We start from the raw sequence: 22,399 nt of genomic DNA, 5'->3' as shown, positions 1-22,399 counted from the left end.
GGCAGACGGCGACAATCTCTGCTGATGCGAGAAAGGTAGATTGCGCTCCGGCTTAATTCGAGTAATTTTATAGAGATAATACATTGCGAAAGCGGAAGCGATTGCCCTCGATGGCGGCGCTGGAAGAAAGTGGTTTCAAGTCCCCATGTCCTCCTCGGTTCTGAACGTAGACCAGCTGTCCGTGGCCTATGACGGGCGCAAGGGATCGCATCCCGCCGTCAGCGGCGTGTCACTGCACATCGGCGAAGGCGAAGCGCTCGGCCTGGTTGGCGAGTCAGGATCGGGCAAAAGCTCGGTGGCGCTCGCCATATTGCGCTATCTGCCGAAAAACGCCCGCATCGCTGCGTCGGCGCTGGAATTCCACGGCCGCGAAATCCGCGACCTTTCCGCCGAGCAGCTGCGCCGGCTCAGGGGAAATCATATCGCCGCCGTCTACCAGCATCCCGGTGCTGCCCTCAATCCAAGCATGACGATCGGCCGCCAGATCACCGAGACGGTCATGCGGCATCGCCCGGTTCGCCTCGAAGAGGCGCGCGGGCGCGCCGCCGAACTGCTGGGCCGCGTCCGGGTCAGCCATCCGGAGCGGGTGCTGGATCTCTATCCGCACGAACTCTCCGGCGGCATGCAGCAGCGCGCCAACATCGCCATTGCCATTGCGCTCGACCCATCGCTGCTGGTGCTGGATGAGCCGACGACGGCGCTCGACGCCAGCGTCCAGTCCGAGATCATCGCCATCCTCTCCGACTTACGCAAGGATCACAAAACCAGCATCCTGCTGATCAGCCACGACATCAATATGATCCGCCGCTCCTGCGACCGGGTGGCAGTGATGCAGGCGGGAACCGTGGTCGAAAGCGGCGTTGCGAGCGATGTCTTCGACAACCCCTCTCACGCCTACACCAAGGCGCTCATCGCCTCGATCCCGGCGCTCAACTACACCAAGCGGGACGGAAGACTGGCGGAGACGGACGGCGTGCCAGCGCACCCAACAGCCCAAGGCGAAGACGCCGGCCTGCCAAAAGAACGCCGCATCGCGATCGCCTGCAAAGGCATCAGTCATGCCTTCGGCAGCCAGCCAGTGCTGCACCACGTCGATCTCGACATCGGCCAGGGCGAGACCTTCGGGCTGATCGGCGAGTCCGGTTCTGGCAAGTCGACCCTGGCACGGATCGTCACCGGCCTGCAGACGCCAAGCGCCGGATCGGTCGAACTGTTCGGCAGGACGGTCGCGCCGCGCGTCGAGAAGAGAAACCTTGCCGAACGCCGCGACGTGCAGATGGTCTTCCAGTCGCCGGATCGCACGCTCAATCCGCGCCAGCGGATCGGCACGATCCTAGGCCGCCCGCTGCGCAGGCTCGCCGGCCTGCGCCGCAGCGAGGTGAGAGCCCGCGTCGGCGACCTGCTGCAATCGGTTCGCCTCGCCGGCGCCACGGCCGAGCAGAAATCGCGTTCGCTGTCCGGCGGCCAGCGGCAGCGGGCGGCAATCGCGCGCGCCTTCGCCGGCGTGCCGAAGGTCGTCGTGCTCGATGAACCGACCTCCGCGCTCGACGTCTCCGTCCAGGCGACCGTTCTCAACCTGCTCAACGACCTGCAGCGCGACAAGGACACGACCTATCTGTTCATCAGCCACGACCTCAGGGTGGTGCGCTACATGGCCGACAGGATCGGCGTGCTCTATCGCGGACGCCTGGTCGAAACCGGCACATCCGACCAGATCTTTCGCGGCCCCAACCACCCCTATACGGCCCTGCTTTTGGCTGCGTCCTCCGACGAAGCTGCGCCGAGACTATCCGCTCCAATCGAGATCGAGGCAGCCGGTGTCCCGAATACGGGGTGCTCCTTCGCCGACCGCTGCCCGCTGGTCCTGCCCGACTGCCGAAAGGCGGAGCCGCCGGCCCGAGAGACCGCGGCAGGGCATCTGATCGCCTGCTGGCGGCACGGCAAGGGTGTCTGAGCGCCCGAAGGTCCGCAGCAGTGGCAGGGTTTTAGCGGCAAGCAGATCGTCGATGTCTGGAACCTCTCCGACGGCTGCTGCGGAGTTCCTGCCGCCGTGGTTGGGCCGCTTCCTCGCATACAAGTACATTCATTTGTGCTAATATATAACTGTCATGCACATTCGTTCGTGACGAAGACGTGGGAGGATGCAATGAAAACCATGAATCGCAGGTCTGCAATTGCTCTCGGTGTGACGGCTGCCGCGATAACGCCTCTGTTCACCCTGGCGGCATCAGCGAAGAAATACGGCCCGAAGGAAGGCAAGGAGATTGCGCCCGGTGTCAGGGTGGTTGAGGTCAGCACCGGCAACTCCGACATTCCCGCCTACAAGAGCATCGCAATTGTCGACGTGGTATTTCAGCCCGGCGCACACGCGCCTCAGATGGTGATGGACAACGATATGGTCTGCACCATTGCTTCAGGTGCGTTCACGATCAAGAAGGCCGACAAGGAATTCAAGCTCAAGACGGGTGACATGTACACCTGCGCCAAAGGCAAGACCGACGAGGCGACAAATACAAGCAAGGAGGTCGGCGTGCATCGGATCGCCATCCTGATACCTGCCTAGCAAACCGGATTCCGGCCGGATGGAAGGTCGCATGCCGTCCGGCCGGCGCTTGCGTACAGCTAAGTGCTGGCCTCGTCCGGCCAACGCCCTTCGGCAAGATCGGCAGGATTCCGCCGCTGGTGCCAGCCGGGTCACAGCCGCATGTTCGCTTTCCTTCAGGCACAGTGCGATGCCGGCATTGGCTCTTGAAGGGCCAAGCCAGACCCGCGTAACATAGCGCCAAGTCAACCGCTCACATTGAGTCTGCTTTATTAGTCCGGACTAACGTCCGGATTGGTTTGGATATTTTCCTTGAACACGCAAGCAACCAGCAGCGCGCCGGAGCGCGGCAAATCGTTTGCTCACGTCGCGGAAGCGTCCTGGGGCAAGGGCCTCAGCACCTTGCTTCGCATCGTGCGCATGACACTGCGCCATCCCTGGCAGGTCGCCATCACCATCGTCTCGACCTTCATTGCCGCGACGCTGCAGCTTTTCATTCCACGCCTGCTGGGACGCGCCATCGACCAGGCGCAAGGTGTGATGGCCGCGGGTGCCGGCGCTGCGGCGGAACAGGCGCTGTGGAACACGGCGCTGACGCTGCTCGTCGTCTCGATCCTGCGCGGCCTCTTCACCATGGCGCAGAACTACTATGGCGAGGCCGTCGGTCATCGCACCGGCTATGAACTGCGGCTCGCCTTCTACGAGAAGATCCAGCGCCTGAGCTTCGCCTACCACGACAGGGTCCACACCGGCGATTTGATCACGCTCGGCCTGCTCGATCTCGACGGCGTGCGCATGTTCTTCTCCACCGGCATCCTGCGCGTCGTCCTGCTCGGCGTGCTGATCGGCGTCGGCGCCTATCTCCTGATCAGCACCGATCTCATGCTCGGGCTGCTCAGCCTGAGCTTCGTGCCGTTCGTTGCCTGGCGGTCCTCGGTCACCCAGCTCAAACTGCGCAGCACCTGGCTGACGTTGCAGGAGCGGTTGTCTGTGCTGAGCCGGGTGATGGATGAGAACCTCGGCGGCATCCGCGTCGTGCGGGCCTTTGCGGCACAGCGGCATGAGCTCGACAAATTCGACCGCGCCAAGCTGTCGGCGCTGGAGCTTGCCAATCGGCGCGTCGACATCCGCGTCTCCAACACCAGCGCCATGAATTTTTCCTTCCTGGTCGCCATGGGGCTGGTGCTCTGGTTCGGCGGCCAGAAGGTGATCGCGGGTCAGATCAGCGTCGGCACGCTCGCCCAGTTCCTCACCTTCATGACCATCCTGCAGATGCCGGTGCGCCAGCTCGGGCTGATGGTCAATTCCTTCGCGCGCGCCTCGACCTGCGGCAGCCGGCTATTCGAACTGCTCGACGCCGAACTCGACATCGAGGACGCGCCCGGCGCCAAGGATCTCGTCGTCACCGATGGCGTGCTGCGCTTCCACAATGTCGGCTTCCGCTACGAGGGCGCGGGCGACCGGCCGACTCTGTCGGGCATCTCCTTCGAGGCGAGGTCCGGCGAGACCATCGGCATCGTCGGCCCGCCAGGCAGCGGCAAGTCGACCATCGCGCACCTGATCCCGCGCTTCTACGACGTCACCTCAGGCGCGATAACCATCGACGGCCAGGACATCCGCAAGGTGACGCTGCAATCGTTGCGCAAGGCCGTCGGCGTCGTGCAGCAGGACGCGTTCCTGTTCACCACCTCGATCGAGAACAACATCGCCTACGGCAATCCCTGGGCGCGCGAGACCCGCATCGGGCAGGCAGCCGAGTACGCGCAGCTGCACAACTACATCATGGGCCTCCCAGCCGGTTACACCACGGTCGTCGGCGAACGCGGCGCGTCGCTTTCCGGTGGCCAGCGGCAGCGCCTGACCATCGCCCGCAGCCTGATGCTGCGGCCGTCCGTGCTGGTCTTCGATGATTCCACCGCGGCCATCGACGCCGGCACCGAACAGCGGATCCGGGCAGCGATGAAACGCTTCGCCAGGGATCGCGTGACACTCATCATCTCGCACCGGCTGAGTTCGCTGATGCATGCCGACCAGATCCTGTTCGTCGAGGGCGGCCGGATCGTCGAGCGCGGCACGCATGAGGAGTTGCTGGCGCTCGGTGGACGCTACCGCGCGCTCCATGACCTGCAGTTGCGGCCGGACGATGAGCGGCCCGTGGCGGGAGCCGCGTGATGCAGACACCGGCCGACGACGAGAAGGAAGACACCAGCGGGCCACCGACAAAGGCGGTCGTGGGCTCGCACCGCGACGACGAAGAGGTCTTCGGCAAAGCTTATGACCCGCGCATCGTGCGGCGTATCTGGAGCTTCGTGAGGCCGTATCAGAACCGGATTTTCATCTCACTCGCCGCGGTGCTGGTGTTCACGCTGACGCAACTGGCGATCCCGCTGGTCATCCGCTACGCCATCGACCACGGCATGACGGCTGGCAAGCTGGACCAATCGGTGATGATCGCCGCGATCAGCGCTTTCGCCGTGATCATCCTGATCAACTATGCCGCCAGCTATGTGCAGGAAAGCGTCGTCGGCAAGGTGGCCGAAAACGTGCTGTCGGACCTGCGCCGCGCCATGTTCAGCCATCTGCAACGGGTCTCGCTGAGCTTCATGGACAAGACCGAGGTCGGGCGGCTGATGTCGCGCCTGCAGGGCGACGTCAATTCGATGCAGGAATTCCTCGAAACATCGGTGATGTCGGTAGGCGACATCGTGCTGTTGTTCGGCATTGTCAGCGTGCTTTTGTGGCTCGATTTCCGACTGGGCCTGCTGACGCTGTCGACCATGCCGGTGCTGTTCATCGTGCGCCTTTTCTGGCTGCCGCGCGCCAAGGTCGCCTTCATGGCCGCGCACGAAACCAACTCGATCGCCAACGGCGCACTGGCCGAAGGCATCCATGGCGTGCGCACGGTGCAGAGCCTCGAGCGCCAGCACGTCAATTTCGACCTCTACGACGAAAAGGTGCTGGCCAACCTCAATGCCCATTTGAGGTCGGCGAAATACGCGCAGGTAATGGTGCCGATCGTCGACACGCTGACCGGCATCGCCATGGCAACTGTCATCGTCGTCGGCGGGTCGATGGTGCTCTCGCACAGCCTCGACATCGGCGTCATGGTGGCGTTCCTGTTCTACATCCAGCGCTTCTTCGACCCGATCCGCTCGCTGACCATGCAATACAGCGTCATGCAGCGAGCCATGGCTTCGGGCCAGCGCATCTCCGAAGTGCTCGACGTGCCGGTCGACATCAGAGACAGGCACGGTGCCGTGGCGCTGTCGCGCGACATGGACGGCTCGGTCGAGTTCAGGAACGTCACCTTCGGCTATAGGCCGAACCAGCCGGTGCTGAAGAACATCTCCTTCCGCGTCAACCCGGGCGAGACCGTGGCCCTGGTCGGCCCGACCGGATCGGGCAAGTCGAGCTCGATGGCGCTGGTGCACCGCTTCTACGATGTCTGGTCGGGTGAGGTTCTGGTCGGCGGCCATGATGTGCGTGACCTGACCCAGGATTCGCTCGGCGATCAGGTCGCGATGGTGCTGCAGGAGCCGTTCCTGTTTTCCGGCTCGGTGCTGGAAAACATCCGCTACCACAAGACATCAGCCAGCCGCGAGGAGGTGGTCCGCGCCGCACAAGCCGTCGGCGCGCACGATTTCATCGAGAACCTGCCAGATGGCTACGATACCGAACTCGAGCAGCGCGGCGGCAATCTCTCGCTGGGCCAGCGCCAGCTGATCAGCTTTGCGCGCGCGCTGGTGGCGGATGCAAAGATCCTGGTGCTCGACGAAGCCACGGCCAGCATCGATTCCTACACCGAGATGCTGATCCAGAAGGCGCTGATCACGCTGCTGGAAGGCCGCACCGGGCTGGTCATCGCCCACCGTCTGGCCACTATCCGCGGCGCCGACCGCATCATCGTGCTGCAGAACGGCGAGATCGTCGAAAGCGGCAACCACGAACAGCTGATGGCAAGAAAAGGCCTCTACGCCCGCCTCTACAACATGAACTACGCCTCGTTCGACGACATTTCCGAAGGCGAGCTGGAACTGGACGCGGCAGTCGGCAAGGCGACCTGATTGGACCTGCAAACGACCGCAGGCGCCTAGGCCATTTCGGGGCGTTTTGAACCCTCGCGGATGGCCTTGTGCACGCCGCGTTGCAGATCCATGAATACAGGGCTTTCCATCACCTCTTCGCGGCGCGGGCGCTCGATATCCACGTTGAATGTCTGCGTGATACGTCCCGGGCCGATGCCCATGACGACGATGCGGTCCGACAGATAGACGGCCTCCTCCACATCATGGGTGACAAACAGGACGGTCAACCTGTGTTCCTCCCAGATCTGGGTCAGCAGTTCCTGCATCTGATGCCGGGTCAAGGCATCGAGCGCGCCGAAGGGCTCGTCCATCAACAGCATCTTGGGCCGGTAGGAAAGCGCGCGCGCAATGGCGACGCGTTGTTTCATGCCGCCCGAGAGTTCGGCCGGATAGCGGTCCGCACTACCAGACAGCTTGACGAGTTCGAGATGCTCCAGCGCGATCCTGCGGCAGGTCGGGCGATCGTAACCAGCGGCCTTGAGGGCAAACTCGATGTTCTGCCGCGCCGTCAGCCAGGGAAGCAGCGTGTAGGACTGAAAGACGACGCCACGGTCGAGACCAGGCTGCAGGATCGGCGCGCCATCGATGCTGAGATCGCCCGCGTCGAAGTCCTGCAGTCCGGCCACGATCGACAGCAGCGTGCTCTTGCCGCAGCCCGACGTGCCGACCAGGGAGACGAACTCGTTGTCGGCAAGATCGAGGTTGATACCGCGCAGTACTTCCGTGCGCCGCTCGCCCGTGCCGAAGCTCTTGTGGAGACCGGCGATCCGCAATTTGGGGCTCATCGGCTGGACCTCATTGCGAGCGGCCCTCTTGCTTGAACAGCACCTTTTCCAGCGCCTTCATCACCTGGTCGGTGATGAGGCCAAGCAGGCCGAGCAGCAGGATGTAGCCGATGATGGTGTTGGTCTGGAAATAGCGCTGCGACACGGTGATGCGATAACCGAGCCCCGAAGTGGCGGCGACGAGTTCGGCCAGCACCAGCCAGGTCCATGCCCAGCCCAAGCTGATGCGCAGCGTATCCCAGATGCCCGGCAAGGCACTGGGCACGACGATGCGCGTCAGGATCTTGCGATCCGGCAGGCCTAGCGTGCGCCCAAGGCCGATGAAATCGGCTGGAACCCGTTTCACATTGTCCATGATCATCAGCACTTGCTGGAAGAACGTGCCGATAAAGATGATCAGGAATTTCTGCGAATCGCCGGTGCCGGCCCACAGGATGGAGAGCGGCACGAAAGCGACGACCGGCATGTAGCGGATGAAATCCACCAGCGGCTCGATGGCCGCTTCCCAGGAACGGAAACTGCCGATCAGCACGCCGATCGGTATCGACAGGGCCGAGGCGATGAGGAAGCCGATGGAGATACGGTACATCGAGGCTTTGAGGTCCAGCCACAACGTGCCGTCGGCCGCGAGCTTGGCGATCTGCATAGCGACGCTGCCCGGCGATGGCAGGAAGATCGGCTTTACCAACCCCAGTCCGGTCGCCGCCCACCAGGCAAGGCCGAGCCCGACGAACACGGCCACCGCGATCACCAGGAAGCGCGACCTGGCGATGGGCACGCCGATGCCGGAGGATCGGCGACGCCTCGCCTGTTTCGTGGGGCGAGCCGGATCCGTTTGAGCGGGACGCTCCCCGGGCATCTGCGTCACCACCGCGATCCGGCCTTGGTCATTCCGCCGCCTTGACGAATGACGGGTCGATCATCTGCTCCGGCGTCACATCGGCCTGCAGCAGCTTGGCGTTCTTGGCGGCGGCTTCGACATCGGCGAAGGTCTTGGTGGTGAAATCACCGGTCAGCGCCGCCTTGTTTTCGGCGAGTGAGTAGTAACGCACGCCGTCAAAGGCGGTGTTGAGGTCCTTGACGTCCGAACCGACAGCTTTGGCGATGATGGCGCGCCCACCGGGCGTATCGGCATTGTAGTCCTTGAGCGCTGCGTCCCAGCTCTTGATCATGGCCAGCACTTGGCCGGGCCGCGACTTGATCACCTCGTCACGCACCACCAGCACGTCGCTGATCAGGCCGGGATCCTCGCCGGCGGTGAACAGCAGCTTGAGGTCCTTGTTCTGCGCCATGGCGACGGTGAGGTACGGTTCATAGGTCACCGCGACCGGCACCTGGCCGGCGATCAAGGCGCTGCCGGCGTCGGACGCAGGCATCGGAACCGGCTTCACATCGTCGATCGACATGCCGTTCCTGGTGAGCGCGTATTTGAGCAGGATGTCGCTCGTCGTGCCTTCCTCGAAGGCCACCTGCTTGCCCTTGAGGTCCGCGATGGAGGTGACGTCCTTGCCGGCGATGATCGCGTCGGCGGTCATGGAGACGTCGAGCAGCAGCACGATCTTCACCGGCAGGCCGGCCGCAACCATGCCCATCGCCGTGTGGGTGGCGATGTTGGCGGCGTCGAGCTGGCCGCTTGCAAGTGCTGCATTGATGTCCTTGTCCTCGGCGAAGTTGACGATCTGGACGTCGCTCAGCCCGTTCGTCTTGAACAGGCCCTTGGCCTCGGCGACATGCCACTGGCCATAGCCGAGCCAGGGCTCGATGCCGATCTTGAACGCTCCTGCCTCGGGCGTGGTGGGAATGGCCGCATCGGCCGCGTAGGCCGCCGGGGCGGCGGCGAGCCCGATGGCGGCGGCCATCACGAGCGCGCGAAATTGTCCTGTTAGGTTACGCATCATCCTTGTTCCCCTTGATGATCGGACCGCTTTTTCTGACGGAGGTAGCCGGTCCGGTGAGACTGCGGGTTTCTGCTCTTGCGGCACTGTGCCTCGGCGTCTTACCTGCCACTTCATGGTGAAGTGCGCGGATATTTCAGCGTCAGCGGGAGCGGATGTCAAGGCTAAAATACATACATGCATATACAAGTTGGAAAGACTCAATTTTTACGCTCTCCGGGATCGATCCGGTCTAGAAAATCGGTCACCCGATCGGTTCCGGCGACAGGTTCGCTGCCGACCATGACCGCCACCGAAAAGGCAATAAGGGAAGAAACCGGCGTGTGGCTGCGCACGCCGGTGCGCAGGTTCATGACCAGCGTCGGCGACAGGAAGAGACCGGCCCGGAGCACCGCGCGCCAATCGGCCGGCAGCATGCCGCGCCGTTTGAGCTCAAGCAGCAATGGCCGCCACAGCGCTGTGGCCTTGACCTCCAGCAGGTCGCGGCGGACGGGGCTCAGGTCCCAGTCCGTGTCGACATGGAGCAGGTTTCCGTCCAGCCGCGCATGGGCGCGAAAAGCCTCGGTCGCGGTCGCCGGATCATAGAGCCAGAACGGGTGGGCGAAGATGTTGTGGAACGTCGCCTTCACCTCCGCCAGCAGCGTGGGGATATGCGAGCCGGCAAAGGCGGGATCGAAGAAGGACAGCTCCGCCCTCCCCGCCTTCGCCGTGTACCAGACATTGGCGTTGTGGGCGTCGCCATGCGCGACCACGCCGCCTGCATCGGCAAGCCGGTCCGGCCGCAAGCGCACTGCGGCGGCATCGAAAAGCTCACCGACGCTGTCGGTGTACTGCTGGCCGTTGATGACGAATTTCAGCCGGGAAAACCGATCCCAATCCAGCTCGGCACCGGGAAAGACGAACGGCTTGCCGACATAGAAATCGGCCAGCCGGCCGCCTGGCGACAAGCGTGTCTCGGCATCGATCAGCCGCTCATGAAACGGCCTGTGGATCGGTTCCGCCGCCACCTCCTCGACGGCTACCGGATGCAGCGTTTCGAGATAGACCTTGAGCAGCCTGGCCGACAGGTCGCGCTCGGCAAGAACGGCTTCTCGCCGTTTGCCGGCATCGTCCTGCGCATCCAGCGCGAACAGCACATCCGAAAACCTCGGATCCGTGCGCCGCCGATAGACAAGGATCTGCTCGCCCGGTTGGGCCGACATATGCACGGGTTGATCAACCGGCAGGCCGGCGCGCGACAGAATCTCGGCGCGGTAATACTCGCCCGTCATCGCCTCTTCCCGCTCCTCCTGATGGAACTTGAAGAAGTAGGCCTTGCCGTCGTCCTCGAAGAAGCCGTTCAACGAATTGAGGCTGTATTTATCGAAGTTGATGCGGACATCGCGGGGGCGCATCGCGAACAGGTCGCCCAGCAATGCCGCCAGCGCGCTTTGTGCTTCGGCAACATCATGCTGCGCGAGTGCCCGGATCCGCGCCGTGCGGCTCGGCGCCGGCGTCATCTGTCGCTCTTGCATTCGACCTGCTTCCGTCAGCTGCTTTTTGAAGGGGAATAGCGGCTGCCGAGCGAGTAGCGGCTGCCGGCATAAGTCAGCTTGCTGATCGTCGCCACCACCGCACCCGTCCATGTCCGGCGGTGCAGGAAAAGGCAGCAGGCGCCGACATCGATGCCCAGATGCCGCGCCGTCTCGGCATCCGCCGGGACGGCGGAAATGATATGCTCGACCTCGGTCACCGGGGTTTTCTGCATGAGGTAGTCATAGGTCGCCGTCTTCGAAAAATCCTGCTTGTCATAGTCGGGGATAAGGCTCGGATTGACGAAGCGCTCTTCGAGTTGCACCGGCAGATCGTTCTCGAAATTGACGACGACGGAATGATAGATCGAGACGCGCTTTGGAAATTCGAACGACAGCGCCAGCTCTTTTGTCGGCATGATGGTTTCGAGGACGAGGACTTCGGAACGATGTCTGTTGCCGCGCTCGACGATCTCGGCTGCGATGTTGTTGATCTCGATCAGCGTCGACTGTGGCCTAGGCGGCGCGATGAAGGTCCCCACACCTTGCAGGCGGATCAGAAACCCGGCCGAGGTCAATTCTCTGAGTGCCCGGTGAACCGTCATCCGCGAGACGCCGAGTGAAGCGACCAACTCATTCTCGGACGGCAGCTTGCGATCTTTGCCCCACCGGCCCGTTCCGATGTTTGCCAGGATGTAGTCCTTCACCTTCTCGTAAAGAGGGCTGGCGGTGTCGGGCAAAGTGATCATTTCAAAAGTCCTTTCCGGCGATTCATCGGAAATCACGACTGCTCGACAGGTTGCCGCATGCGGATGATTGTTTTCAAGCCGTCGCTGCGCCCCGCCAACAGCCGCTCATAGGCAGCCGGAATGTCATCCAGGCCGATCTCCTGGTCGATCAGCGCCAGCAGCGGTTCGCTCAATTCACCCAGCATCCGCACGGCCTCGGGCAGTTCGTCGGCAAAGGCATGGCATCCCAGCAACCCGATTTCGCGTTCGACCAGCGTATTGGGATCAATGTCGAGGCGGCCGTGGAAGATGCCGACCATGGCGATCGTACCGCCGGGATCGAGAACGCCGAGCATCTGATTGAGCGCCGCGACGCTGCCGGTCGCCTCGATGGCCGCGAGCAGCGGGGCATTGGCAGTTGCGGCGGCAACGGCGTCCCGGCTCAGATCGACGATCCGGGCACCCGTCACCCGCGCCACCCGGGCGCAGCGGCTCTGGTTGCGGTCGGCGATCAGCACGGTGCCGGCGAAGGTCCGCGACAACAGCAGGGCGGCAAGACCGCCGATAGGCCCGCAGCCGACGACCAGCACGGAGCCTGTCGTTTTCGGCAGGCGCCGCACCGCGTGCAGCGCCACCGCCAGCGGCTCGGCCATTGCCGCGACCCGCTCGTCGAGCCCGGCACCGATGATATGCAAAAGCCGTGCAGGCAGCACCGCCTGTTCGGCAAAACCGCCGTCGCAGACCTCTCCGACGAAGCCCAGTGACGCGCAGAGATGATGCCTGCCGGCTTGGCATTGCGCGCAGTCTCCGCACCAGAAGCGGGAATCGGCGACAACCCTGTCACCGATAGCGAAGGCGTCGACGCCCTCGCCGGTGGCGGTCACCGTGCCGGTCAGCTCATGGCCGGCCGTCGAAGGCGACCGGCTTATCCACTGTCCCGTGCGGAAATTATGCAGGTCCGAACCGCAGATGCCGGCGGCATCGACCCTGAGCTTCACCCAGCCTGCATCCGGCGCGCCCGGCGTCGCGATGTCCTCGACGCGCAGATCGCCGGGCCCGTAAAGTCGTGCCGCCTTCATCTCGATCGGTTCCGCTCAGCCGGCAAGATAGCGGTCGCGGATCTCCGAGACCGCGTTCTCATGCGAGCTGAAGCCCTCGTAGCGGGCGAGCCTGCGGGCGTGCAGAGCGAGTTCCGGATAGGCCACCGAGGTGACATAGCCGACCGACGAGCGCTTGACGAAATCCGTCACCGAAAGCGGCCCGTAGGTCCGCGCCCAACGGCTGGTCGGCAGCACCGCATTGGGTCCAAGCACGAAATTGGCCAGCGTCACCGGCGTGTGCGGCCCCATCAGGATTTCAGCCGCCTCGGTGATGCGCCCGAGATGCGCGAACGGCTCCTTCGACAGGATCTCGAGATGTTCGGGCGCATAGTCGTTGATGAAGCGGTAGCTGTCTTCCAGCGACGCGGTCAGCACGATGCCACCGCGCTTGCCGGTCAGCACCGCGCGTGAAAACTCGACACGCTGCTCGGTCATCCGCGACCAGTGCTCCGGGATTGCAGCCAATGCGGCTTCGGCGACCTTGCGGCTGTGCGTCACCAGATAGGCCGAAGAATCCGGCCCGTGCTCGGCTTCGATCAACAGGTCGAGCGCAGCAAGCCCGCCGTCGACGCTGTCATCGGCAAAGATGATCGCTTCGGACGGCCCGGCCGGAAGGCCTGTGTTGATGACCGACGACAGCACGCTCTTGGCCGCCACCACCCAGGGGCTGCCGGGGCCGACGATCTTGAGCGCGGGCTTCACCGTCTCCGTGCCGTAGGCGACGGCGGCAACTGCCTGAGCGCCGCCGCATTTGTAGACGGTTCCGACGCCGGCGAGGCGTGCGGCGACCAACGTTGCCGCGTCCACCGAACCATCCGATGTCGGCGGCGTCACGATGGCGATTTGCGGCACGCCGGCAATCACCGCCGGCACCGACGTCATCATCGTCACCGATGGGAAAGCACCCTTGCCGCGCGGCACGTAGAGCGCAACGGAAGCGATCGGCGTGTACCGGTCGCCGGCATAGGCGCCCGGCCGGACTTCCTTGAGCCACATCGTTTCCGGCTTCTGCTCCTCATGGAAATGCCTGATGTTGTCGATGCCGAACTGGATGCTCTCGACGACGTCCTTTTCCACCTTGTCGAACGCCGCGTCGAACTCGGCTTCCGACACCTGCAGCTCGCCCTCGGCGACATTGGCCTTGTCGAGTTCCCTGGCGAAGCGGATCAAGGCGGCGTCGCCTTCGTCCTTGACGGCCTGGATGATCGGCCGGACCTTCTCGACGAAGACCGTCAGATCGGCCTCGGCGCGCTTCAGCAGACTGGCGCGCTGGTCGGCATCGATGGATGACAAATCGTGGAAGCTGATGTCGGACATGGCTGCTCGTTCTCCTGGAACTCTTGGAACGCAATGACGGCTGGCGCAGGCCGGCCATATGCTGCGGGCCGACAGGTCGACCCTGAACAAGGATCAAAGCCGTCGAGAGGCTTCACTCGGCCAAAAGTATATACATGTCTATGTGATGGTCGCCAGCGATTTTTCCATCATCCTTCCCGTCGAAACTACCGAGATAAACCTGCCTCATCAGATCGAGGCGAGAAAGCCGCCATCGACCGGAATGGACTGGCCGGTTATGTAGGCCGCCGCATCCGAAGCGAGGAACACGGCGATGCCATGCAGATCGGAGAGATCACCGAAACGCCGCTGCGGGATCTTGGCCAGCATGGAGTGCTGCCATGCCTCGTTGTTGTAAAAAACGTCCGTCATCGCCGTCCTGAAATAGCCCGGCGCGATGGCGTTGACCCTTATGCCAAGCTCCGCCCACTCGGCCGCAAGCGCCCGCGTCATGCCGAGCAGGCCGGACTTCGACGAGCCATACGGCACCGCGGTTGGGATTCCGACTTCCGACGTCAGCGAGCACAGGTTGATGATGGTGCCGGGACGGCCGGCGTCGCGCATCTGCCGCGCGGCGGCCTGGGCGCAGAAGAACGCTCCCTTCAGATTCGTGTCGACGATCCTGTCCCACAGCGCCTCGTCGACATCGAGCGAGGGCCGCACCTCCTCCGTCCCGGCATTGTTGACGAGAATGTCGAGACCACCAAGCAGGCTGGCAGCCTCGTTGGTGGCTGCGCGGCAGCGGCCGACATCGGTGACGTCGAGAGCGACGGCATGCGCCACCCCACCGGCCGCGCGGATGGCGACCGTCGTGTGCTCCAGCGCGGCCAGGCTGCGCGCCGTGACCGCGACGTCGGCGCCGGCAGCGCTCAGCGCTTCGGCGATGCTGCGCCCGATGCCACGGCTGGCGCCGGTGACAAGCGCCTTCCTGCCGGAGAGATCGAAGAGAGAAGCGTTGCGCATATGATCCTCCTGGTCGGTGTCGGTTTCCGCTTCGGCGTAGAGACTATCAGGTCAGCTTACATATACAAGCATATACAAAGCATTTCAGCTGCGGTACGGATGACGAAATCCACCGCAGAGGAGCCAGCCCGTGTCGAAAGCCTCGGATATGGTCCGCACCGAAGTCAACCGCCTGTCGCCCTACAATTCCGGACTGACCATTGACGAGGTGCGGAAACGATACGCACCGGCCAGAATCGCCAAACTGGGCTCGAACGAAAACCCGCTCGGGCCCAGCCCGACCCTCGCCACGACGATGCATGCCGGCTCCGAGATGTTCCGCCTCTATCCGGACCCTGCCGGGCGCAAGCTGCGCCAGGCGATCGGCGACAAATATGCCGTCGCCGAGGACCAGATTATCCTCGGCAATGGTTCCGAAGATCTTCTCTCCGTCATCAGCCGCGCCGTGTTGCGGCCGGGCGACGCCGTCGTCACGCTCTATCCGTCGTTTCCGCTGCATGAGGACTACACGACGTTGATGGGCGCTACCGTCAAGCGCGTTGTCGTCAACGACGATCTGACCATCAATGTCGATGCGCTGGTCGAGGCGGTGCGCGAACGGCCGCGCATGCTGCTGTTCTCGAACCCGATGAACCCGGTCGGCAGCTGGCTCTCCGGCGGCGATCTGTCGAGGGTTCTGGATGCGACGAGCGACGAGACGCTGATCGTCATCGACGAAGCCTATGCCGAATATGCCAAGGGCGACGACTATGCGTCATCCCTGCCCTATCTGGGAAAGCTCGACCGGCCCTGGATCGTGCTTCGGACCTTTTCCAAGGCGTTCGGCCTGGCCGGATTGCGGATCGGCTTCGGCATCGTCGGCGACCCGGAGCTGCGCGCGCTGCTGGACCGCGTCCGCACGCCTTTCAACGCCAACGGCATGGCCCAGGCCGCAGCATTCGCGGCGCTGGCCGATGACGAACACCTCGCCAGGGTCGTAGCTCTGGCCAGGGCGGAGAGAAAACGCGTCGAGACTTTCCTGGCGAGCAAGGGCCTCGACGTCGCCGCCTCCAGAGGCAATTTCCTGTTCTTCAACTGCCGGCAAGATGCCTCCGTCTTCGTCGAAGGCCTGCTGCGGCAAGGGGTCATCGTCAAACCTTGGAAGCAGCAGGGCTTTGACACCTATGTGCGTGTCAGCATCGGCTCGACTTCGGAAAACGACCACTTCATGGCCGCTCTGTCGGCGCTGTTGTGAATGCACGTCTGGGCGGATCGCTCCGCGCTTGGGAGCCGATCGCTGCCGCCCTATTTCGCCCAAGGCTTTGACCGACGCTTGGCTTGGCTGCCGTGCGGATCGTCGATGACCACAGCGTATTTATTTGGCTTCGGACCAGCCGCAGGCCTTAACTTTCGCAGCGTGGGTTTTTACATCCGAGGGGTCTGCAAACGATCGACGCTTGAGGAGGCTCCCTTGCAGCAGCCAGATGACATAGCCGCCCGCCGATTGGGCATTCTCATCGAGCAATATGTGGAAGCGCGTAAAAAGCGCTATGACTATGTGTCGACCGAGCAGGCCTATCGGGCCATCCGGCAGGTCCTCAAACCCGCCATTCCCGATCGCGAGCTCGACGACATGGTCGCCGCACTTGCCGTCAAGAACGGCCTGGCGGTCGTCTTCGATCGTCAAACCAAAGCATCGGCCGATGATGTTCCGAGGCCAAGCCCCTAGATCGACGCACATCTGCCGGCGCCAGGCGCCATATCAACGCGGGGCCAAACGCATCGTTCGGCCCCGCATCGATGTGCATCGCCGGAGGAACCTGCGACACACCTGCGCCGTAGGCCTGTGTGCCGCAAGCCGACGGGCGTGGCGGCTTCAAGCGGCGGTGCTGACCTGGCCCGGCTCGAGGATCGACTTGACCTTGTCGGCGATCGCGCGCCCCAGATCGGCGTTGTTTGCGGCGGTGAAATGGATGCCGTCGACACCGTCCGTGGTGACGAAATCGCCGGCATTGAGGAAATCGATCTTCATGAAATCCGCCATCGCCTTGTACTGCCTGGCCAGGTCCCTGGATTTTTCGTGGCCGCCGCCGAACATGCCCTCGAACCATGGATCGGGCATCGGGGTCAGCGGCGGCGGCGCAATGACCAGCGCCTTCGGCGCCGGATAAGGGGTGCCGATGCCGCCGGCACTGGTCAGGATCTGGCCGACCAGTTTCGCCATTCCATTGGCGATCTCATAAGGCGTCCGGCGGAAATAGGACTTGGTGTCGTTGGTGCCGAGCATGACGATGACGAGGTCCAGCGGCAGATGGCTGGCGATGGCCGAGGGCAGGTAGTTCGCCCCGTTCAGGCGCGGATCGTTGGGGTCGTCGAGACATGTCGTGCGCGCGCTCAGGCCTTCCTCGATGATGTGGTAGCCCCCTCCCAGCGCCGCCGCCATCACACCGGTCCAGCGCTGGTCATAGGGGTAGCGGTAGGTCGGCGACCCCTCCTTGACCGGAACCCAGCCCCAGGTCAGCGAGTCGCCGTAGCACATGATGTTTTTTGGCGGTGACATCCATGTTTCTCCATCTGTTTGCAATTGTCTGAACGCGTGGATTTGTCGGTCCCGGCGAACGCCGGTCGGCTTGCTTTTCGCCGTCTCAGGTCAGGGGTTTCGCACCCGCACTCCGTAGAAGATCGCGGCACCCAGGATGATGACGCCCTGCGCGATAAGCTTGCCGGGCTCGTCGATGCCGAGCACGGTCATCACCACGAACAGCAGCGCAAAGCACAACGCCCCGAAGAAAGGTCCCCAGACGCCACCGTCGCCGCGACCGAAGACGACGCCGCCGAGGATCGTTGCCGCGACCGCCAGGATCGGCAGGTCGAGGCCGACACGGACGCTGCCGACGGCGATCGAACCGGTCTGTACCAGGGCCGCGATCGCCGCGATCAGGCCGGCGAGCGTGTGCGCAAGGATCACCGTGCGCTGGACCGGCACGCCGGAAAAATGCGCGGCTTCGGCATTCTCCCCGACCGAGGCGACGTAGCGGCCAAAGACGGTCCGCGACAGCAGCAGCCACACCAAAGCGGTCAGCAGGACCCAGAACAGCACCGGCGTCGGAACCGACAGGAATTTCGTGTTGTAGAGGTCGTTGAACAGCTTCGGCACATCGCCGGGCGGATTGCCGCTCGATAGGAACTGCACCAGCCCGACCAGGATGATGCTGACCGCCAGCGTGACGATGACCGCCGACACCCGCCGGCTCCCTATCATGAAGCCGTTGAACAGGCCGATGACGAGGCCGGTACCGAGCGCCAGCACGACGAAGAAAGGCATCGACGCGCCGGGGAAAGTGCCCGACGAAATGAAATAGTTGATGAGCAGGATGATGCCGCCGCCGGAAAGGTCGATCGACTTCACCCGCATGACGACGAGCTGCCCCAGAACCAGGATGCCGAGCGGGACGATCTGCCTGACGAAGATACCCATGATGTTGAGGTTGAGCATGTTCGGCCGTGCGACCCACAGCGTGGCCAGCAGCACGAGGAAGACAAAATAGGACGGCGGTATGCGCAGCAGGCGCCGGGCGATCGGATTTGCGAGAACGGCAGCCATCTTTCAGAGCCCCATCTTCTTGCGGGATTGCAGCCCGACCACCGCCAGCAGGATGCCGCCCTTGATCGCGGTCTGGACAAACGGCGAGACGTTGGCGAGGTTCATGCCATTGGCCAGCAGCGCCATGACCAGCGCGCCGATCACGGTGCCGTGCAGGCTGCCTATGCCACCGGAAAGCTGGGTGCCTCCAAGCGCCACGGCGGTGACGGTATCGAGTTCGAAAAGCAGCCCGACATTCGGATCGCCCGACACGATGCGCCCGGCCAGGAAGACACCGGCAACGGCTGCGAAACAGGAACAGATCACATAGGCGAGGATGATGTTGCGGCGGTCGGAGACGCCGAAATTGCGGGCAGCACTCTCGGCGCCGGACGCGATGCCGCCGCCGATCGCAAACAGATGCAGCCCATACCGGGATCCGTAGAGCAGTTTCCACGCTGCCAGGATCACGACGATGCCCCAGAAAACCGGATAGGGAATGCCGAGGAAACTGCCCGAGACGGCATCGATGACGATCTCCGGCACCGTGCCGCCGGAGACGGGCCGCAGGATGCGCGTGATGCCGAGCACGATGTACTGCGTCGACAGCGTCGCGATGATCGGATGGACGTTGAAACGGGTGATCGCCAGACCGTTGATCAGCCCGATGACTGCCGCCAGCACGAAGACCGCCGGGATCAACACAATCGCTGGCTGGTCGAGCGCCAGCACCGCGGTGGTGAAGCTGATGACCGAGCCGACCGACAGGTCGAGCCCGCCGATGAGCACGACGACGAGCTGTCCGATCGCCGCGATGATCAGCGGCATCGCCTGGGCAACCAGGTTGAAGAGGTTTTCGGCCGTGGCGAACTGCGTCGTCTCGACAGTCAGCCACAGCGAAATGAGCAACGCGACCAGCAGCGGCAGGCCCCACAGGCCCTGCCGCGTGTTCCGGCCATTCAGGATGTTGAAAACCGAACGAACCATGGCAGGCCCCTAATGCTGGCGCGTGGGGCCGCCCATGAGGGCCGCGTCGAGAATCTTGTGTTCGCTCGCCTGCGCTGCCGGCATTTCGGCCACGATCGTGTCGTGATGGACGACGTAGATGCGGTCGCAGAGCCCGATCAGCTCGATCGTCTCGCGCGAGAGCACCAGCACCGCGCCGCCCTTCGCGGTGAAGTCCCGCAGAAGATGGTAGATCTCGGACTTGGCGCCGATGTCGACGCCGCGCGTCGGCTCTTCGACCAGCAGAAGATCGAGATCGGCGGCAAGGTAGCGGCCGAGCAGAACCTTTTGCTGGTTGCCGCCCGACAGCGAACCGACCGCAGCCGACAGGCCCGCCGCCTTTATGTTCATGACCTCCATCATGCGGGCGATGACGTTTCGATATGGCCGCGCCGGCGCAAGTTCAGGGCGCCTCGAATGCAATCCGATGGCGATGTTGTGGGCGATCGGCAAAGCGAGGAAGAGCCCCTCTTCCTTGCGGTCCTCGGGAACGAAGCCGACCTTCAGCTGCTGCAAATACCGAACGCCCGCCGACGCCGGGAGCGGCATCTTCAGCGCCTTGCCGTTGATGGAAATCGTCCCGGCGAAGGGATGGTAGCGGCCAATCAGCGATCGCAGGAAGCGCTGCTGGCCCTGCCCTTCCAGCCCGGCCAGGGCGACGATCTCGCCCTTGTGCAAAGTCAGCGACAGCGGCTGCGATGTCTCGGTGATCTTGAGGTTTTCGACGCGCAGGATCTCATCGCCTACATCGCCCGTATGATCGGGAAAAAGGTCCTGGAGTTCGCGTCCGACCATCATGGCGATGAGTTCGTCGGTGGTGATCTCGGACACCGTCCTGGTGCCGACCAGTGCGCCATCCTTCAGCACCGTCACCGTGTCGCACAACTCGAAGATCTCCTCCATGCGATGCGAGATGTAGACGATGGCTTTTCCCTTGTCGCGCAGCCGGCGGATGTTGCGGTTGAGCACATCGACATCGGCCGCGTTGAGAGCCGCCGTCGGCTCATCGAGGATGAGCACGCTGGCGTCGGCCTGGATGCAATGCGCGATCTCGACGAATTGCCGCTCGGCGATCGTCAGGCTGGAAACGAGTTGCGACGGGTCGAGCGTGAGGCCGAGTTCGCCAAGCGCCCTGGCGGTCTGGCTTTTCATCGCGGGATAGTCAATCGAGCCGAACCGGGTCGTCGGCTCCCGGCCGAGGAACATGTTCTCGGCGATCGACAGATTGGGCAGCAGCGAATGCTCCTGGAAAACGGTCGAAATGCCGGCATCGAGCGCGGCGCGCGGCGACTTCAGATCGAGCTTCTCGCCGCTCATGAAGATCTCGCCGGAATCGGGCTGATGCACGCCCGCCAGAATCTTCATCAACGTCGATTTGCCGGCACCGTTCTCGCCCATCAGGGCGTGGACGCTGCCCGCCTTGAGGTCGAGGGAAACGGAGTGGAGCGCCTTGCTCCCTCCGAACGCCTTCGAAATGTGGGACATCTCGACAAGATTGGTCACGAAACCCTCGAACGAACCGGATTCAACACATGGAACGGCCTGCGGGGAATGTTTGTCCACTCCCCGCCAGCCACGGCGCCGTCACTTCTTGCCGTAGTATTCCTTGAGCTTGTCTTCCGGCAGTTCGCTTGGCCACCAGACATTGGCGGTCAGGTCGTCGCGATAGTATTTCTTGGCCTTGTCCTGGTCCCATCCGTCGGGATTGTAGACATAGCGCTTGTAGAGCTGCTTGCCTTCCAGAAGGGCAACGGCAGCGCGCACGCCGGCAGCGCCCTGGGCGGGACTGTATTCCGGAGAGATCGACTTGAACCCATCCGTAATCCACTGGCCGAAATAGCCATTGTTTCCCTCGCCCGAAATCGGCGGAATGGGTGTGCCGAACTGCTTGAAGACATCGACGCAGGCGCGCGTCATGTCGGCGCCGGACGACCAGATGCCGTCGACCTGCGGATTGTTCAGATAGAGCGTCTCGCACAGCTTCTTGGCCTTGTCGTACTGCCAGTCGCCATGCTCCTCGGCAATGATCTGCACATGCGTGCCCTTGAGCGATTCCAGGAGGCCGTTATAGCGGTTGGTGTCTTCCGGATGGCCGGCCAGGCCACGCAGGACCCAGATCTTGCCGTTGTCGCCGACGGTCTTCACCAGCCAGTCGCCCATGACCTTGCCGAAGTGCTCGGCGCCGCCCTGGATTTCGGTGGTGTAGGCGTCGGAATCGATACGCCCGGTGTGAAGGATGACCGGGATGCCGGCGGCGACCGCCTTGGCGATGCTGGCATTGGCCGACGTGCTGGTCACCGGTTGAACGATGATGGCGTCGACATGCTGTGCGATCAGGTCCTCGATATCGGCCACCTGCTTCTTCTGGTCGAAGCCGGCATCGAGCAGGATGAATTTCGAGATGCGCTTGTCCTTGGCCGCGGCGTTCTCCGCCTCATGCGCCACCTGCACCGTCCAGGTGTTTGCGTTGACACCGAAGTCGCTCATGCCGATGACCCAGGGCGGGTCCTTCTTGAACGCACCGGCGGCGGTCATGCGCGTGTCGTCGGGGCGCGGCGCCACGCCGTCCATCAGCTTGACGTCTTGCGCATGCGCCAGGGACGTCACGGCAAGCGTGGACGCAACGAGCATCCCCAGGCCGACGGTTTTCAGCAATCCTAACATTGAACACTCCTCCTTGTGGTTGCTCCGGCCTACAAATTCGTATGGCCACGAGACGCTCTCCCAATGCATGCCCCCGTCACAAACCGACCGATGCGCGCAATTCTCCCGCCCCCGAACACATGCGTGTCGAAGCCCAACTTCTGCTGGACGATGATGACGGTCGAGAACTCCTCCGGGCACCTTAGAAGCACAGCGGATTCGCCCTGTCAATAGTTAGTCAGGTT

At 63.3% G+C, this 22,399-nt stretch carries 19 protein-coding genes; 6 read left to right on the top strand and 13 right to left on the bottom strand.

All coding sequences use genetic code 11. The features are described from left to right. Positions 1–145: 145 nt before the first annotated feature. From AC0NIL_RS13865 to AC0NIL_RS13850, 4 genes are all read left to right on the top strand, one after another. Complete coding sequence (locus tag AC0NIL_RS13865) at positions 146–1,954, top strand: dipeptide ABC transporter ATP-binding protein (RefSeq protein WP_275952535.1); 1,809 nt, start codon at positions 146–148, stop codon at positions 1,952–1,954. Between the two features lie 168 nt (positions 1,955–2,122). After that, on the top strand, positions 2,123–2,563 hold the full coding sequence (locus AC0NIL_RS13860) for a cupin domain-containing protein (protein ID WP_245459329.1): 441 nt from the start codon (positions 2,123–2,125) through the stop codon (positions 2,561–2,563). 291 nt (positions 2,564–2,854) lie between these two features. After that, on the top strand, positions 2,855–4,714 hold the full coding sequence (locus tag AC0NIL_RS13855; RefSeq protein WP_275952534.1) for an ABC transporter ATP-binding protein: 1,860 nt from the start codon (positions 2,855–2,857) through the stop codon (positions 4,712–4,714). After that, positions 4,714–6,606, top strand: coding sequence for an ABC transporter ATP-binding protein (locus tag AC0NIL_RS13850; protein ID WP_473572224.1), 1,893 nt, complete (start codon positions 4,714–4,716; stop codon positions 6,604–6,606). Before AC0NIL_RS13855 ends, AC0NIL_RS13850 begins: the two co-directional genes overlap by 1 nt. A gap of 26 nt (positions 6,607–6,632) precedes the next feature. On the opposite strand, the gene AC0NIL_RS13845 is transcribed toward AC0NIL_RS13850, so the two are convergent. From AC0NIL_RS13845 to AC0NIL_RS13810, 8 genes are all read right to left on the bottom strand, one after another. Continuing rightward, positions 6,633–7,412, bottom strand: a complete 780-nt coding sequence (locus AC0NIL_RS13845) for an ABC transporter ATP-binding protein (RefSeq protein WP_063168688.1) — start codon at positions 7,410–7,412, stop codon at positions 6,633–6,635. A 10-nt stretch (positions 7,413–7,422) separates the two neighbouring features. Continuing rightward, positions 7,423–8,271, bottom strand: coding sequence for an ABC transporter permease (locus AC0NIL_RS13840; RefSeq protein ID WP_013530487.1), 849 nt, complete (start codon positions 8,269–8,271; stop codon positions 7,423–7,425). Between the two features lie 28 nt (positions 8,272–8,299). After that, complete coding sequence (locus AC0NIL_RS13835) at positions 8,300–9,307, bottom strand: ABC transporter substrate-binding protein (protein WP_013530486.1); 1,008 nt, start codon at positions 9,305–9,307, stop codon at positions 8,300–8,302. Between the two features lie 200 nt (positions 9,308–9,507). Beyond that, positions 9,508–10,806 carry a hypothetical protein gene (locus tag AC0NIL_RS13830; protein ID WP_473572449.1) on the bottom strand — a complete coding sequence of 433 codons (1,299 nt, stop codon included), beginning with the start codon at positions 10,804–10,806 and terminating at the stop codon, positions 9,508–9,510. A 29-nt stretch (positions 10,807–10,835) separates the two neighbouring features. Next, positions 10,836–11,567: a histidine utilization repressor gene (hutC, locus tag AC0NIL_RS13825; RefSeq protein WP_027160906.1), complete on the bottom strand. Its 732-nt coding sequence runs from the start codon at positions 11,565–11,567 to the stop codon at positions 10,836–10,838. A gap of 32 nt (positions 11,568–11,599) precedes the next feature. After that, complete coding sequence (locus AC0NIL_RS13820; protein ID WP_275952532.1) at positions 11,600–12,625, bottom strand: zinc-dependent alcohol dehydrogenase; 1,026 nt, start codon at positions 12,623–12,625, stop codon at positions 11,600–11,602. Between the two features lie 15 nt (positions 12,626–12,640). Beyond that, positions 12,641–13,963 carry a histidinol dehydrogenase gene (hisD, locus tag AC0NIL_RS13815; protein ID WP_024503949.1) on the bottom strand — a complete coding sequence of 441 codons (1,323 nt, stop codon included), beginning with the start codon at positions 13,961–13,963 and terminating at the stop codon, positions 12,641–12,643. 207 nt (positions 13,964–14,170) lie between these two features. Beyond that, positions 14,171–14,944 carry an SDR family NAD(P)-dependent oxidoreductase gene (locus AC0NIL_RS13810; protein ID WP_275952530.1) on the bottom strand — a complete coding sequence of 258 codons (774 nt, stop codon included), beginning with the start codon at positions 14,942–14,944 and terminating at the stop codon, positions 14,171–14,173. Positions 14,945–15,074: 130 nt separating this feature from the next. Here AC0NIL_RS13810 and AC0NIL_RS13805 point away from each other — a divergent pair, with 130 nt between their 5' ends. Further along, the gene (locus AC0NIL_RS13805; protein WP_473572226.1) at positions 15,075–16,178 is read left to right on the top strand and encodes a histidinol-phosphate transaminase; all 1,104 of its coding nucleotides are present in this window, start codon (positions 15,075–15,077) and stop codon (positions 16,176–16,178) included. Between the two features lie 105 nt (positions 16,179–16,283). Next, the gene (locus AC0NIL_RS13800; protein WP_275952528.1) at positions 16,284–16,652 is read left to right on the top strand and encodes a hypothetical protein; all 369 of its coding nucleotides are present in this window, start codon (positions 16,284–16,286) and stop codon (positions 16,650–16,652) included. A 147-nt stretch (positions 16,653–16,799) separates the two neighbouring features. Here the strand turns inward: AC0NIL_RS13800 and AC0NIL_RS13795 are convergent, their stop codons facing one another. The 5 genes from AC0NIL_RS13795 to AC0NIL_RS13775 form a co-directional block, all read right to left on the bottom strand. Next, positions 16,800–17,483, bottom strand: coding sequence for an SGNH/GDSL hydrolase family protein (locus AC0NIL_RS13795; protein WP_473572228.1), 684 nt, complete (start codon positions 17,481–17,483; stop codon positions 16,800–16,802). A gap of 90 nt (positions 17,484–17,573) precedes the next feature. After that, positions 17,574–18,527, bottom strand: coding sequence for an ABC transporter permease (locus AC0NIL_RS13790; RefSeq protein ID WP_013530476.1), 954 nt, complete (start codon positions 18,525–18,527; stop codon positions 17,574–17,576). A 3-nt stretch (positions 18,528–18,530) separates the two neighbouring features. Continuing rightward, complete coding sequence (locus AC0NIL_RS13785; protein WP_013530475.1) at positions 18,531–19,493, bottom strand: ABC transporter permease; 963 nt, start codon at positions 19,491–19,493, stop codon at positions 18,531–18,533. 9 nt (positions 19,494–19,502) lie between these two features. After that, positions 19,503–21,014, bottom strand: coding sequence for a sugar ABC transporter ATP-binding protein (locus AC0NIL_RS13780; RefSeq protein ID WP_473572230.1), 1,512 nt, complete (start codon positions 21,012–21,014; stop codon positions 19,503–19,505). A gap of 81 nt (positions 21,015–21,095) precedes the next feature. Continuing rightward, positions 21,096–22,142, bottom strand: coding sequence for a substrate-binding domain-containing protein (locus tag AC0NIL_RS13775; RefSeq protein ID WP_395316698.1), 1,047 nt, complete (start codon positions 22,140–22,142; stop codon positions 21,096–21,098). Between the last annotated feature and the right edge of the window lie 257 nt (positions 22,143–22,399).

This window comes from Mesorhizobium sp. WSM1343 (assembly GCF_055901535.1).
Note: the sequence above shows the minus strand (reverse complement) of the source record. Positions and strands in the feature narration are given on the sequence as shown.